Source organism: Rhodococcus sp. WB1 (assembly GCF_001700945.1).
Lineage (GTDB): Bacteria > Actinomycetota > Actinomycetes > Mycobacteriales > Mycobacteriaceae > Rhodococcus > Rhodococcus aetherivorans.
In genome coordinates this window covers 2,568,350-2,581,762 of sequence record NZ_CP015529.1, presented here as the reverse complement: position 1 = coordinate 2,581,762, position 13,413 = coordinate 2,568,350, and the positions used below count along the sequence as shown (strand labels likewise).

The window sequence follows — 13,413 nt, the reverse complement described above, 5'->3', positions numbered from 1 at the left end:
CGGGTGGGCCAGAACGCCATCAACGCGAGCAGGGTGGCCGGAGCCGCCGCGATGCTCGTCGCCTGCACGTTCGTGTCCCTTCGCCGGTCTGCTGTCCGCCGCGCTCGCGACGATCCGTCCGAGCATAGCCGGTCGTGCGCGGCGGCGGCATCTTCGGGCGGCGTGTCGCGCCCGGGGATGCCGCCGCGGCCGGTCACGGCAGGCGCCGGGCCGTGATCTCGAATCCGGCGGCGCGCAACCGGTCGGTGAGCACGTCCCCGAAGGCCGTCGCGGGGGTGAGCACCCCGCCGCCCGCGTGGAGACGGTCGCCGCCGAGGATCAGCGACAGCGCCGACTCGCCGAGCATCACCGCGGTCGCCTTGTACCCGGGATCGCCCTGGGCGGCGACGCGGGCGGTGTAGCGGGCGCCGGTGCTCGTCGTGGTGTACAGGTCGATGGTGAAGAAGCCGCGTTCGCGCGCCGACTCGGACGGGCCCTGCCCGGGCGCGGGCAGCACCTTGTCGAGCAGGAACCGGGTCGGGGGGAACGCCAGGCCCGCCACCAGCGCCCCGAAGCCGGCCGCGACACCGGTCGCCACAAGGGGCGACAACCGCGACGAGCCGACGTTCATCACCTCCCGGTAGCGGAACCGCGGCCCGTACGCCCAGCCGGTGAGCGCGTTGCTGCGGCGCACCACCCGCGTGTTGTAGGGGCCCATGAAGAACGGTGCGAGCCGGCCGGACAGCTCGGGGGCGACGGACTTCCCGTCGACGGTCGCCAGGTCGTTCTGCCGCCCGAGGTCCGGCTCGCGGGACCGGTCCGGCGACAGCGAGTACGGGGCGAGGGCGACCTTGCGGGCCTCGGCGTCCCGGCGCACCACGTCCACCTGGGTGCGCATCGAGTCGATCGTGCCGCCGCTGACGCCGCCCCGCATCGCACGCACCACCAGGGTCGTGTCGGTCAGGTCGCCGGCGCCGTCGGCCTGTACGGCCCGGTGCAGCGCGTGCACGCCGAGGTCGGAGGGGATCGAGTCGAATCCGCAGGAATGGACGATGCGGGCGCCGGTGCGGCGGGCCACGTCGTCGAACCGGTCGATGCTCTCGCGGTGGAACAGCACCTCGCCGGTGAGATCGACGTAGTCGGTGCCCGCCTCGGCACAGGCCTGCACCAGCGGCAGCCCGTACTTGGCGTAGGGCCCGACCGTCGTGACCACCACGCGGGTCCGGGCGGCGAGGGCGGCGAGCGACTGCGGGTCGCCGGCGTCCGCCGCGAGCACCGGCCAGGCCGCCGCGGCGGCGCCCAGCCCGGTGCGGATCCGTTCGAGGCGCTCGGCGGAGCGGCCGGCGAGCGCGATGCGCACCCCTTCGGGGGCGTGCTCGGCGAGGTAGGCGGCGGTGAGCCGGCCGACGAAGCCGGTGGCGCCGTAGACGACGATGTCGAGATCGCGGGAGGCAGTCATGCGCCACACCCTACTGCCGGGTAAGTCGGGATGCGACGCGGCTCACACGACGGCGCCGCAGCCACCAGCCGAGCCAGGACACCACGATCGTCACCGCCACCGCGGCCCGCACGAGCCCCACCGCCGATTCCGGGTAGATCACCCCGGTCAGGTAGTGGTCGATGAACCCGCTCGGCGGCAGGCCGGCGATCCCGGCGCGGCGCCGCGCCCAGTTCTCCAGATCGGTCAGCGGGCAGTCGAACCCGACGAGGACGGTGGCGAACCCCCACACCACCGCCACGACGTGCAGCACCAGCGTGCGGGGCCACCGCCACGCCAGGAAACCGCCGAACGTCACATACAGCAGGAAGGCCAGGTGCACGACCACGGTGACGTCGGCCAACAGCCGGTACGCCATGCCGCCAGCCTATCCGGATCGGGCGGGGGAGCGGCAGTTCCGGGCTTCTATCCTGCGTCCGCGTCGGTGCCCTTGACGACGAGGACGGGCACCGGCACCTCGAGCAGCAGCCGCTGCAGGCGTCGTTCCAGCAGGAACTTGCCGAGCGCGTTGCGGTCGCGGGTGCCCACCACGAGACGTTCCGCGCCGGACCGCTCCACCAGGTCGACGAGGGCGCCGACCGGGTCCCCGTCGTGCACCGCCGTCCGCAGCTCCCACCCGTCGGCGCCGAGGGCGGCGGTGACGTCCGTGCGGACCGACTCGAGTTCCCGCTGCCCGGACGGGCCGTCGTCGTCGACCGCGACGAGCACGAGGGTCGTGCCGTCGCTGTGTGCGGCCTCGCGGGCGGCCGTGGTGAGCGCGGCATGTCCTTCCGGGGTCGCGGCGTGGACTACGGCAACGGGCATGGGGTCCTCCGGGGGCGGCGGTGACGTGTGCCTTCCAGTATCCCCGTCCGGGGGTCTCCCTGGCCGCTCCCGGCGGTGTGGAACTGGTCTCCACCTGCGGGGACGTGTCGGATGGATCTCAGCTGCCGGGTGCCGGCGCGCTCACCACGGGGCCGGGCGGTAGTCCTTGAGGAAGCAGCCGTACAGGTCCACCCCGGCCTCGCCCTGCACGATCGGGTCGTACACGCGGGCCGCCCCGTCGACGAGGTCGAGCGGGGCGTGGAAGCCCTCGTCGGCCAGGCGCAGCTTCGTGTGGTGGGGCCGTTCGTCGGTGATCCAGCCGGTGTCGACGGCGGTCATGAGGATCCCGTCGGCGCGCAGGTCCTCGGCGCTGGTGCGGGTGAGCATGTTCAGCGCGGCCTTGGCCATGTTGGTGTGCGGGTGCCCGGCGCCCTTGTACCGGCGCCCGCCGAACTGCCCCTCCATCGCCGAGACGTTCACCACGTACGTGCGGCGGGCCGGGGACGCCGCCAGGGCCGGTCGCAGGCGATTGACCAGGATGAACGGGGCCACGGAGTTGCACAACTGCACCTCGAGCAGTTCGAGCGGCTCGACCTCGCCGACCGTCTGCACCCAGCTGTTGGTGTGCACCAGGTCGGGCAGCAGGCCGCCGGCGTCGACCGCGACCCCGGCAGCGATCCGTGCGGGAGTCGCCGACCCGGCGACCAGCGCGAGCGAGGTGAGCGACTCGGCGGTCAGCTCGGACGGCAGCGACCCGGCCAGCGCGGCCGGATGGGCGTCCGAGGGCTTGCCGAAGGTGAGCACCTCCGGCAACGGACCCGCCGGCAACGGGCCGGACTCGGACTCGGCGAGGGCGGAGTACGCGCCGGGGGAGCGGCGCACGGTCTGCGCGGCGTTGTTGACGAGGATGTCCAGCGGGCCCTGCGCGGCCACGTCGTCCGCGAGCGCCACCACCTGGGCGGGGTCGCGCAGGTCGATGCCGACGATCCGCAGCCGGTGCAGCCAGTCGGGGCTGTCGTCCATGGCGGCGAAGCGGCGGATCGCGTCGTTCGGGAAGCGGGTCGTGATCGTCAGGTGGGCGCCGTCCCGCAGCAGCCGCAACGCGATGTACATGCCGATCTTGGCGCGGCCGCCGGTGAGCAGCGCCCGCCGTCCCGTCAGATCGGTACGGGCGTCCCGTTTCGCGTGGTTCTCCGCGGCGCAGCGCGGACACAGCTGGTGGTAGAACGCATCGACCCGGGTGTACTTGTCCTTGCACACGTAGCAGCCCCGCGGCCGGATCAGGGTGCCCGCGCTCGCCCCCGGTGCGTTCGAGCTCAGCGCGATCCCGGCCGTCTCGTCGTCGATGCGGGTGGGCGATCCGGTCGCCGTCGCCGCGAGCACCTGCCGGTCCGCGGCGACCTTGGCCCGGCGGGTCTCGTTGCGGCGCAACTGCTTGAGCTTCTTGAACATGCTCCCGACGGCGCGCTGCACCGTCACCGAATCCGGATGGTCGGCGTCGAGCTCGTCCACGAGGGACAGGACGCGGAGGCAGGTGGCGAGGTCGGCCGGGTCGATGCCCGACGCGTCGGTGTGCGAAGTCATGGGCCTGTTCGTCGTGTGGTGCGGTACCGACCGATGGTATCCGGCGGTGCGCGCGGGGCCGACCCCGCGGGACCTGTGGCCCTGCCCACGGCGCCCGAAACCTGGCAGGCTCGGGCCGGAAGGATCCCCGACCCCAGGAGACGACGATGACCGCACGGCGCCGCCCCAAGTTCCGCGACCTGTCCCCGCGGCAGCAGACGCTCGTTCTCACGCTCGCCTGCGTGCAGCTCTCGCTCGCGGCGACGGCATGGATCGATCTGGCGCGGCGCCCGGCGGACAAGGTTGCGGGCAGCAAGGCGAAGTGGGCTGCGATGATCGCCGTGAACTGGATCGGTCCGATCGCGTACTTCCGCCGCGGCCGGATCGGCTGAACGGCTCCGGCGCCGCAACGGCGAAGGCCCCGAACCTGATCGGTTCGGGGCCTTCGCCGTCTGTCTCGACTCGGAGTGTCCGAGGGGGGACTTGAACCCCCACGTCCGTTAATAGGACACTAGCACCTCAAGCTAGCGCGTCTGCCATTCCGCCACTCGGACATGCTGATGCTCCCCGCTCCCGCGGGTGCCGTTTCAGCGTAACCCACCCGGGCGCGCGGTCCCAATCCGCTGGTCAGCGGCCCGCGTCCGGCCGCCCCCGGCGTCCGGGGGGAACGCTCCGGCGGTGCGCGCCGCCGGGCCCGACGGACGGCCGCGCGGCGCCGCAACGGCGAAGGCCCCGAACCTGATCGGTTCGGGGCCTTCGCCGTCTGTCTCAACTCAGAGTGTCCGAGGGGGGACTTGAACCCCCACGTCCGTTAATAGGACACTAGCACCTCAAGCTAGCGCGTCTGCCATTCCGCCACTCGGACCTGCTCCGCTCCCACTTCCGCGGGCGCTGTGAAAGAGTAACCCACCGCGTCGCGGCGCCCAAATCGCCCCGCCCACCTGCGTGTTTGCCGAGATCGATGGTAGACAGGGGACCGTGTCCACAACATCGAATCCCGCCCAGCCGGCCGGCGGATCCCGCGCCGAGGCCGAAGTCGTCGACCTGGTGTCGCAGCTGATCCGCTTCGACACCTCCAACACCGGAGACCTCGCCACCACCCGCGGCGAACGGGACTGCGCGATGTGGGTGGCGGCGCGGCTCGAGGAGGTCGGCTACACCACCGAATACGTCGAATCCGGGGCTCCCGGCCGGGGCAACGTGTTCGCCCGCCTGCCGGGTGCCGACCCGTCCCGGGGCGCACTGCTGCTGCACGGGCACCTCGACGTGGTCCCCGCCGAACCGGCCGACTGGAGCGTGCACCCCTTCTCCGGCGCCGTCGAGAACGGCTACGTCTGGGGTCGCGGCGCGGTCGACATGAAGGACATGGTCGGGATGATGCTGGCCGTCGCCCGCCGATTCAAGGCCGAGAACATCGTGCCGCCGCGCGACCTGGTCTTCGCGTTCCTCGCCGACGAGGAGGCCGGCGGCACCTACGGCAGCCACTGGCTCGTGCGGCACCGCCCCGACCTGTTCGACGGCATCACCGAGGCCGTCGGCGAGGTCGGCGGATTCTCCCTGACCGTGCCGCGCCGGGACGGCGGGGAGCGCCGCCTCTACCTCGTCGAGACCGCCGAGAAGGGCCTCGGCTGGATGCGGCTGACCGCCAAGGGCCGCGCCGGCCACGGCTCGTTCCTGCACGAGGACAACGCCGTCACCGCCCTCGCCCGGGCCGTCGCCCGGCTCGGCACCCACACCTTCCCGCTCGTGCTGACCGACTCCGTCGCCGAGTTCCTCGCCGCCGTCGCCGAGGAGACCGGACTCGACTTCGATCCAGCCTCGCCCGACCTCGACGGCACCCTCGCCAAACTCGGGTCCATCGCCCGCATCGTCGGCGCCACCCTGCGCGACACCGCCAACCCCACCATGCTCGACGCCGGGTACAAGGCGAACGTCATTCCCCAGACGGCGCAGGCCGTCGTCGACTGCCGCATCCTGCCGGGCCGGCGCGCCGAGTTCGAACGCACCGTCGACGAACTGATCGGCCCGGACGTCACCCGCGAGTGGATCACCGACCTCGACTCGTACGAGACCACATTCGACGGCGACCTCGTCGAGGCGATGAACGCGGCGATCCTCGCCCACGATCCCCTCGGCCGGACCGTGCCCTACATGCTCTCCGGCGGCACCGACGCGAAGGCCTTCGCCAAGCTCGGCATCCGCTGCTTCGGGTTCGCCCCGCTGCAGTTGCCCCCGGAGCTGGATTTCGCCGCGCTGTTCCACGGGGTGGACGAGCGTGTCCCGGTCGACGCGCTGCGTTTCGGCACCCGCGTCATGGAACACTTCCTGCTGCACGCCTGAGCACACCAGCACCCAGAGAAAGGACCGGTATGGCCCACGACCCGTACGCGCCGCTGCCCGACCTGCCCACGTTCGAGCTCACCAGCGAGGACATCACCGACGGTCGGCCGCTGAAGCCGGCACAGGCCAGCGGGATCTTCGGGGTTCCCGGCGGGCAGGACATCTCCCCGCAGCTGTCGTGGTCGGGCTTTCCCCCCGAGACCAAGAGCTTCGTCGTCACCGTGTTCGACCCCGACGCGCCGACCGCGTCCGGGTTCTGGCACTGGGCGGTGGCGAACATCCCGGCCTCGGTGACGTCGCTGCCCGCCGGCGCCGGCGACGACACCGGCTCCGGCCTGCCCGAGGGCGCGGTCACCCTGAAGAACGACGGCGGCCTGCACCGCTTCCTCGGCGCGGCCCCGCCGGCCGGGCACGGCCCGCACCGCTACATCGTGGCCGTGCACGCCCTCGACGTGGACAAGCTCGACGGGGTGGGCACCGGCTCGACGCCCGCGTTCCTCGGCTTCAACGTGTTCTCGCACGCGATCGCGCGCGCGACGCTGCACGGCACGTTCGAGCAGTAGACCGCGTTCCGCGGATCGCCTCCGCACCGGAATCGGACAGGCACACCCGTCCGGACGGGTGTGCCTGTCCGGACGGGCGTGTCCCGGCCCGCCGAGCCGGGCTCGGCGGATCAGACGCGGGCGTCCGCGCCGACCGCCTCGGCGACCGAACCGAAGCCCGCGGCCCGCACCTTGCGGGCGAGGCCCTTGTGGATGCGGCGCGCCCAGAACGGGCCGCCGTAGATGAAACCGGTGTAGCCCTGCACCAGCGACGCGCCGGCGAGGATCCGCTCCCACGCCTGCTCGGCGGTCTCGACGCCGCCGACCGAGATCAGCACCAGCCGGTCACCGACCCGCGCGTGCAGCCGGCGCAGCACCTCGAGCGAGCGCTCCGCGACCGGCGGACCGGACAGGCCGCCGGCGCCGATCTCCGCGATCCGGGCCGGATCGGTGCGCAGCCCGTCCCGCCGGATGGTGGTGTTGGTGGCGACGATGCCCGCCAGCCCGAGCTCGACGGCGAGGTCGGCCACCGCGTCGATGTCGTCGTCGGACAGGTCGGGGGCGATCTTCACCAGGACCGGCACGTGCACGGTGTCCAGCACCGCCGCGAGCAGCGGCCGCAGCGACTCGACCGCCTGCAGGTCCCGCAGCCCGGGCGTGTTGGGGGAGGAGACGTTGACGACGAGGAAGTCGGCGAGCGGGCCGAGCAGCCGCGCGCTGGCGGTGTAGTCGTCGGCAGCGTCCCCGGGCGCGACGATCTTGGTCTTGCCGATGTTCGCGCCGATGGGGACCGTGTGCACGCGGGTGCGCAGGCGGTTCGCGGCCTCCCCGGCCCCGTGGTTGTTGAAGCCCATCCGGTTGATCAGCGCCCGGTCCGCGGGCAGACGGAACAGCCGGGGCGCCGGGTTGCCGGGCTGCGCCTGGGCGGTGACGGTGCCGATCTCGGCGAACCCGAAGCCGAGGGGGCCCCAGGCGTTCACCCCGGCGGCGTCCTTGTCGAAGCCGGCCGCAAGACCGAGCGGGGCCGGGAACGTCACCCCGAACACCGTGTTGCGCAGCACCGGATCGTCGACGACGAGGACCTTCGCGATCAGCGCCCGCAGCGGCGGGACCCGGGTCGCGAGCCGCATCGCCGTGAACGCGATGTGGTGGATCCGCTCCGGCGGCAGCAGGAACAGCAGTCGAAGGAACAAGCGATACACGTAACACTCCCTGCAGGCCCGGGCGGTGCCCGGGGTCGGCGTCAACGAACGGTGGGTTCGGGAACGTGGTGGCCGGTCTTGCGGCGGCGCAGCAGCACCCGGCGGCTGCCGTCGGGATACAGCCGCACCCGCGTCAGCTCCCAGCCGTGGAACTCGGCCTGGATGGCGAGCCGCAGCGACGCGCTGACCCGGGACACGTCGCGCGGCAGCCGCAGCGGCACGTACTCGTACTCGTCGTTGCTGGTGTCCCAGCCCACCGGCAGCCGGGTCCACCGGCCGCCCACCTCGCGTGCCCCTGCCATCACACACCCCCGATCGGGATCCGCTGCAGTCCGTCCCCGGTCGCGGACCCGATCACCAGGACCGCGTCGGTGGCGTCGACCGCCACCGAGTTCGGTTGCCGCACCGTCGCGTACCGGCCCCGCTCCTGCGGAATCCCGGTCGACAGATCGTAGCCGATGACCTCGTTGCTGCCGGTCGAGGTGACCCACACGAGATCGTTCGCGGTGTCGTAGGCGACGCCGTACGGGGCGTTCGGCACCGGGTAACGCTGGCGCAGCACCAGCGGGTCGAGGGTGTACACGTGCAGTTCCCCGCCGCGGGTGTCGGTCACCAGCACCCGGCCGAACGGATCGGTGGTCAGCTGCGTGGCGCCCTCCCCGGCGCGCAACGCCAGCCCCAGATCACCGTCGGCGACGTCGACCTCGGTCAGCGAGGTCTGGCGACGGTCCAGGGCGGCGAGCGACGTGCCCACGGCGGCGAGCGCGTCGACCGAGGCCAGGCCGGGGACGGTCTGCGTCGCACCCGACGCCGGGTCGACGACGTGGGTGACACCGTCGGCGGTGCCCACGGCGAGGCGGCCGTCCGCCAGCACGGCCGCGGCGCGGGCGTCGCCGTCGACCGGCACCTCGGCGACGGTGCCCGCCCGCACATCCACCCGCGCGACGACTCCGGGACCGGGGGCCAGGACCTCGCCGTCGGCCCCGGGAACCACGGTCACCGCCGCGGCCGGCAGCGCGACCTCGCGGGGCGTCGCGGCCGGATCGGCGGCCCCGAGCAGCAGCAGCCGCGACCCGTCGTCGGTGAGCGCGGCGACCGTACTCGTGCCAGGATCGACGGTGAGGGCGTCGACGGCACGGCCCAGCGCCTGCACCGTTCCCGCCGGCGGGACGGCCGGCGCCGGAGCCACGGCCGGCGTGGCCGCGTCGATGGTGGGCAGGTTGTCGCCGCTGTTCGAGGAGGAACACCCGGTGACCAGCGCCAACGCGAACCCCACCGCCGCGGCGGCGCCACGTGCTGCCGGTCTGCCCATCGTCTCGCTCCTCGTACTCGTCCACGGTCGGTCCGGGGCGGCACCGTCGCCGGCCCCGCACCCGACCCCCAGTGTTCCTGATCGCCGCGGCGCCGCCGCAGGCGCCTCGCCCGCCCTCCACCCCGCGAGGAGACCGATGTGACCTGGCCCACCGGCTCGGCCGACGTGCCTGCCGACGGCTTCGCCGTCGAATACGTCAGCCCGGGCGTCCACGCGCACGGGTTCGGTCGCACCGACGAGGGACAGCCGTTCTCGTTCCGGGTGCGCCGCAAGACGCTGCGGGTGGAGGTGTACCGGCCCGCGGGCCGTGTCGCCGTCCCCACCGCGGCGGACGTGATCGCCCGGGCCCGGGCGTCGGTCGCGGAGATCGACCTCGCCGACGAACGCAGCGTGGTGGCGGCGGTGCGGGACACCGTCGCGCGCGCCCGGCCGTGCCGGTCACCGACGCTGCTCGACCGCGTGCTCGGGCTGCTGCCGGGCCGCTGACCCCGCCGCACCCGCCTCGCGGTGCCGCGGCGGCCGGTGCGGCAGCACCAGCGGTGCGCCGGTCTCGGGATGGGCGTGGACCCGCACCGGGTAGTCGTACACGCGGGTGAGCAGCTCGCCGGTCAGCACCTGCGCGGGCGGGCCGTCGGCGGCGACGCGGCCCCGTTCGAGCACGCAGATCCGGTCGGCGTACGCCGCGGCCAGGTCCAGGTCGTGCAGCACCACCACGACGGCGGTGCCCGCGTCGGCGCGGGCCCGCACCACCTGCATCACCGTCTCCTGATGGCCCAGATCGAGCGCGGCGGTGGGCTCGTCGAGCAGCAGCGTCTCGGTGTCCTGGGCCAGTACCCGCGCCAGCGCCACCCGGGCCCGTTCGCCGCCGGAGAGCGCGGGGAACGGCCGGTGCGCCAGGTGCGTGACGTCGGCCTCGGTCAGCGCGGCTGCCACCAGGGCGTCGTCGTCCCGGCTGCGCCCGGTGCGCGCCCACGCCGCGCGACCCATCCGCACCACCTCCAGCGCGGTGAACGCGAAGCCGACGGCGTGCTGCTGCGGCAGCACCGCCCGTCGACGTGCCAGGGCGGCGGCCGAGAACTCCGCCAGCGGGCGGTCGCCGACCGCCACGCGGCCCGCGGCGACGGGATGGTCGCCGGCGAGCGCGGCCAGCAGGGTGGACTTGCCGGCGCCGTTGGGGCCGACGAGCGCGAGCACCTCCCCGACCCGCACCTCAAGGTCGACGCCGTCGAGGACGACGCGGTCCCCGCGGCGGACCCGCACCCCGGCGGCGCGCAGCGTCACCGCGCCGCGGCCGGCACGGGCCGGTACGTGCCGGTCCGGCCACGGCAGGCGCGGGCTCACGCCCAGCCTCCCTGGCGCGCCCGGGTGCGGCGCAGCATCCAGAAGAACACCGGGCCGCCGACCAGCGAGGTCAGCATGCCCAGCGGCAGGTCCGCGTTCTCCACCAGGGTGCGGGCGCCGAGGTCCGCGGCCAGCAGCACCACCGCGCCGCACAGCGCGGCGGCGGGGATCAGCACGCGGTGCGCGGGCCCGAGCGCGATCCGCATCAGGTGCGGCACCACGAGGCCGACGAACAGGATGATGCCGGTGAACGCGACCCCGGAGCACACCAGCACGGCGACGATCACGATGGCGGCCTGCCGCACCCGTTCGACGTCGACACCGAGATGCCGCGCGACGTGCTCGCCGAGGGCGAGCAGGTCCAGCTTCGGGGCGAGCACGACGGCCGCCGCGATCCCGCCCAGCGCCAGCGGCGCGACCACCGCCACGACGTCCCACGTGGCCCCGCCCAGGCTGCCGAGCTGCCAGAAGACGATCTGGTCGCGGGCGGCGGGGGTGGCGACGAAGGTGAACAGGGCGATCAGGCCGCCGGCGAACGCGTTGACCGCCACGCCGGTGAGGATGACCGTCACCACCTCGGTGCGGCCCTCGGAACGCGAGAGCACGTACACCAGGCTCGTGGTCAGCAGACCGGTGGCGAACGCGGCGCCGGCCAGGGCCCATCCGGCGGTGAACGCGCCGCCGAGCACGATCGCGGCGCACGCGCCGACGGCGGCGCCCGCGGACACGCCGATCACGCCGGGCTCGGCCAGCGGGTTGGCGAACACCCCCTGCAACAGGGCCCCCGCGCAGCCCAGCGACGCGCCGACCAGGACGGCCAGCACCACCCGCGGGAACCGCACCTCCCACAGCGTGACCTCCCCGGCCGGGTGGGCGGGCAGCGGCCCCAGGTCGAGCCCGGCGCGGTGCAGCACGCTGCCGATCACCTCGGCCGGCGACGTGGGCACCTGCCCGAGGCACGCCGAGAGCACCGCCAGCACCAGCAGCGCGACCGTCAGGCCCGCGACCACCGCGGCGGTCCGGCCGCGGTGCGCGGCGGGCAGCCGGGCGGGCGCGGCGGTGTCGACGGCGCTCATGCCGGCGCGGCGGGGTAGAGCGCAGCGGCGAGCGCGGCGAGCACCCGCCCGGTGTCCGGGCCGAAGCTCAGCAGCACCGAGTCGGCCATGTCGACGACGTTGCCGTCGCGCCCGGCGGGGGTCTGCGCGACGCCGGGCAGCTGGGCGAGCCCCGCGGGTCCGCCGACGGAGGCGAGGCTCTCGGTCATGATCAAGATCACATCGGGGGCGGACGCGATCATCGCCTCGCTGGTGATCGGGGTGAACTCGGAGGTCAAGCCGGCGACGGTGCCCGCGTCTCGGCCACCGAGGGCCTCGACGAGCGCGTCGGCGCCCGACCCGGGACCGCCGAGCATCTTGATCGCCGACCCGCGCAGGTACAGGAACGCCACGGTCGGGCGGTCGCCGTCGTCCGGCACGGCCGCGCGGGCCGCGGCGATCTCGTCGTCGGTGCGCTGGGCCAGGGCCTCACCCGCCGCGGGCACGCCGAGGGCCCGGGCCACGAAACGGATCTGCTCGCCGACCGTCGCCAGCGTGCGGCGCGGGTCGACGAACACCACCGGCACGCCCGCGGCCCGAAGCTGCTCCTGCACCGCCAGCGGGCCGACCGACGTGTCGGTCAGCACCACCGTCGGGGCCAGGGCCAGGATCGCCTCGGCCGAGAGCCCGTGCCCACCGGGGGTGACATTGGGCACCTGCTCGACGGCGGGGAAACCCGCCGTCGACCGCCCCACCAGCCGGTCCCCGAGACCGAGGGCGAACACGGTCTGCGCGAGGGTGCCCGACCGGTCGGCGGTGACGATGCGGGCGACGTCGGTGACGGTGACCTCGGCGCCGTCGACGCTGCGGACCGTCACCGGCAGCGCCGGGGCGGGAGCCTCGGTGATCGGCCGCGGGTTCGGGTCGTCCACCACCGCGGTGCGCGCCCCGGTCCCGGCACCCCCGGTCGGGGCGGCCGAACAGCCGGCGACGAGCGCGACGAGCGCGAGCGCCGCGGCGAGGAACGCGAAGAGGCCGCGCCGCGTCATGGCAGGGGAGGGGTCGTGCGGTACCGATCGAGGTCGGCGGCCAGGTCGGCGAACAGGTCGCCGTTGAGCCCGAACACGAGGTTGGCCTCGTCGATCACCGTGCGCTGCTGCACCTCGTCGAGCGGCGCCGCGTCCAGCTTCGCCCGGTAGGCGTCCTTGAACGGTTTGGGCTTGGGAATGTCGTCGAAGATGTAGAACCGCAGCCCGTCCCGGTCGAACCCGTAGGCCCGCTCGAGCATGCGCCGGATGATCTGGCCGCCGGACAGGTCCCCCAGATACCGCAGGTAGTGGTGGGCCAGGAACACCTCCGGCCGCGCCGCGGCCACCCGCTCGAGCCGCGCGACGTACCGCTCGGCCGCGGGCAGCGGCGCGATCGTCTCCCGCCACCGCGGGCCGAGCAGGAACGCCAGATCCGCCTCGAGCGCCGGGGTGCGCAGCAACGCGTCGTCCAGGAAGGGCCCGGCGATCGGGTCGCCGGCGTGGCCCCGGCCCACCCGCTCGAGCGCCTCGTAGACGAACCACGACTGGGCGAGCAGCGCCGCGTAGCCCTCCCGGGTGAGCCGCCCGGCCAGCAGTTCGGTGACGAACTGCGCGTTCTCGGTGTCGCTGTGCGCCTGCGCCGTCTCGCGCCGGAGCCGTTCCGCGAACCCCGTGACCTCGATCGCGGTCATCGACCGGTTCCTCCTCGTGCCCGACGTCCACCGTCGGCGCACCCACGCCGACCTAGAAGACAGGCTAACCTGACCCGG

At 74.0% G+C, this 13,413-nt stretch carries 15 protein-coding genes and 2 tRNA genes; 4 read left to right on the top strand and 13 right to left on the bottom strand.

Going from position 1 to position 13,413, the window contains the following annotated elements:
• Window positions 1-193: 193 nt before the first annotated feature.
• The 4 genes from A4U64_RS11325 to A4U64_RS11310 all read right to left on the bottom strand — a co-directional run bounded on the left by A4U64_RS11325 (window position 194) and on the right by A4U64_RS11310 (window position 3,865).
• Window positions 194-1,438 carry a saccharopine dehydrogenase family protein gene (locus A4U64_RS11325; protein WP_006939333.1) on the bottom strand — a complete coding sequence of 415 codons (1,245 nt, stop codon included), beginning with the start codon at window positions 1,436-1,438 and terminating at the stop codon, window positions 194-196.
• Window positions 1,439-1,448: 10 nt separating this feature from the next.
• The gene (locus tag A4U64_RS11320; protein ID WP_006939334.1) at window positions 1,449-1,835 is read right to left on the bottom strand and encodes a DUF2784 domain-containing protein; all 387 of its coding nucleotides are present in this window, start codon (window positions 1,833-1,835) and stop codon (window positions 1,449-1,451) included.
• A 47-nt stretch (window positions 1,836-1,882) separates the two neighbouring features.
• The gene (locus A4U64_RS11315) at window positions 1,883-2,281 is read right to left on the bottom strand and encodes a universal stress protein (RefSeq protein WP_006939335.1); all 399 of its coding nucleotides are present in this window, start codon (window positions 2,279-2,281) and stop codon (window positions 1,883-1,885) included.
• Window positions 2,282-2,422: 141 nt separating this feature from the next.
• Window positions 2,423-3,865: an SDR family oxidoreductase gene (locus tag A4U64_RS11310; RefSeq protein ID WP_006939337.1), complete on the bottom strand. Its 1,443-nt coding sequence runs from the start codon at window positions 3,863-3,865 to the stop codon at window positions 2,423-2,425.
• Window positions 3,866-4,011: 146 nt separating this feature from the next.
• Between A4U64_RS11310 and A4U64_RS11305 the strand changes: the two genes are divergently transcribed.
• The gene (locus tag A4U64_RS11305; RefSeq protein WP_065922566.1) at window positions 4,012-4,236 is read left to right on the top strand and encodes a PLDc N-terminal domain-containing protein; all 225 of its coding nucleotides are present in this window, start codon (window positions 4,012-4,014) and stop codon (window positions 4,234-4,236) included.
• A gap of 76 nt (window positions 4,237-4,312) precedes the next feature.
• Here the strand turns inward: A4U64_RS11305 and A4U64_RS11300 are convergent.
• Both A4U64_RS11300 and A4U64_RS11295 read right to left on the bottom strand, forming a co-directional pair.
• Window positions 4,313-4,398: transfer RNA gene (locus A4U64_RS11300), tRNA-Leu, on the bottom strand.
• Window positions 4,399-4,623: 225 nt separating this feature from the next.
• Window positions 4,624-4,709 (bottom strand) — tRNA-Leu (locus tag A4U64_RS11295).
• Between the two features lie 113 nt (window positions 4,710-4,822).
• Here A4U64_RS11295 and A4U64_RS11290 point away from each other — a divergent pair.
• On the top strand, window positions 4,823-6,184 hold the full coding sequence (locus A4U64_RS11290; protein WP_006939341.1) for a M20/M25/M40 family metallo-hydrolase: 1,362 nt from the start codon (window positions 4,823-4,825) through the stop codon (window positions 6,182-6,184).
• 29 nt (window positions 6,185-6,213) lie between these two features.
• Window positions 6,214-6,747 (top strand): YbhB/YbcL family Raf kinase inhibitor-like protein, encoded by a 534-nt coding sequence (locus tag A4U64_RS11285; protein ID WP_006939343.1) that lies wholly within the window; start codon window positions 6,214-6,216, stop codon window positions 6,745-6,747.
• A gap of 110 nt (window positions 6,748-6,857) precedes the next feature.
• Here A4U64_RS11285 and A4U64_RS11280 read toward each other — a convergent pair whose 3' ends face one another.
• Genes A4U64_RS11280 through A4U64_RS11270 form a run of 3 tightly spaced genes read right to left on the bottom strand, consistent with a single transcriptional unit; the run spans window position 6,858 to window position 9,240 of the window.
• Window positions 6,858-7,928 (bottom strand): quinone-dependent dihydroorotate dehydrogenase, encoded by a 1,071-nt coding sequence (locus tag A4U64_RS11280; RefSeq protein WP_006939345.1) that lies wholly within the window; start codon window positions 7,926-7,928, stop codon window positions 6,858-6,860.
• Window positions 7,929-7,969: 41 nt separating this feature from the next.
• Window positions 7,970-8,230: a DUF5703 family protein gene (locus A4U64_RS11275; RefSeq protein WP_006939347.1), complete on the bottom strand. Its 261-nt coding sequence runs from the start codon at window positions 8,228-8,230 to the stop codon at window positions 7,970-7,972.
• Entirely contained in the window at window positions 8,230-9,240 is a 1,011-nt protein-coding gene (locus tag A4U64_RS11270; RefSeq protein ID WP_043798797.1) for a lipoprotein, read from the bottom strand. Before A4U64_RS11270 ends, A4U64_RS11275 begins: the two co-directional genes overlap by 1 nt.
• A 138-nt stretch (window positions 9,241-9,378) precedes the next feature.
• Here A4U64_RS11270 and A4U64_RS11265 point away from each other — a divergent pair, with 138 nt between their 5' ends.
• On the top strand, window positions 9,379-9,726 hold the full coding sequence (locus A4U64_RS11265) for a hypothetical protein (RefSeq protein ID WP_006939351.1): 348 nt from the start codon (window positions 9,379-9,381) through the stop codon (window positions 9,724-9,726).
• Here the strand turns inward: A4U64_RS11265 and A4U64_RS11260 are convergent.
• The 4 genes from A4U64_RS11260 to A4U64_RS11245 are packed head-to-tail and all read right to left on the bottom strand — an operon-like array spanning window position 9,679 to window position 13,335.
• Window positions 9,679-10,581, bottom strand: a complete 903-nt coding sequence (locus A4U64_RS11260) for a heme ABC transporter ATP-binding protein (RefSeq protein ID WP_072635255.1) — start codon at window positions 10,579-10,581, stop codon at window positions 9,679-9,681. The two genes, A4U64_RS11265 and A4U64_RS11260, sit on opposite strands and share 48 nt — an antisense overlap.
• A complete protein-coding gene (locus tag A4U64_RS11255) occupies window positions 10,578-11,657 on the bottom strand; it encodes a FecCD family ABC transporter permease (protein WP_006939355.1) in 1,080 nt (359 codons plus the stop codon). The genes A4U64_RS11260 and A4U64_RS11255 overlap by 4 nt, the downstream gene beginning before the upstream one ends.
• Window positions 11,654-12,664, bottom strand: coding sequence for a heme/hemin ABC transporter substrate-binding protein (locus tag A4U64_RS11250; protein WP_006939356.1), 1,011 nt, complete (start codon window positions 12,662-12,664; stop codon window positions 11,654-11,656). Before A4U64_RS11250 ends, A4U64_RS11255 begins: the two co-directional genes overlap by 4 nt.
• Entirely contained in the window at window positions 12,661-13,335 is a 675-nt protein-coding gene (locus A4U64_RS11245) for a biliverdin-producing heme oxygenase (protein ID WP_065922565.1), read from the bottom strand. Before A4U64_RS11245 ends, A4U64_RS11250 begins: the two co-directional genes overlap by 4 nt.
• Window positions 13,336-13,413 lie beyond the last annotated feature (78 nt).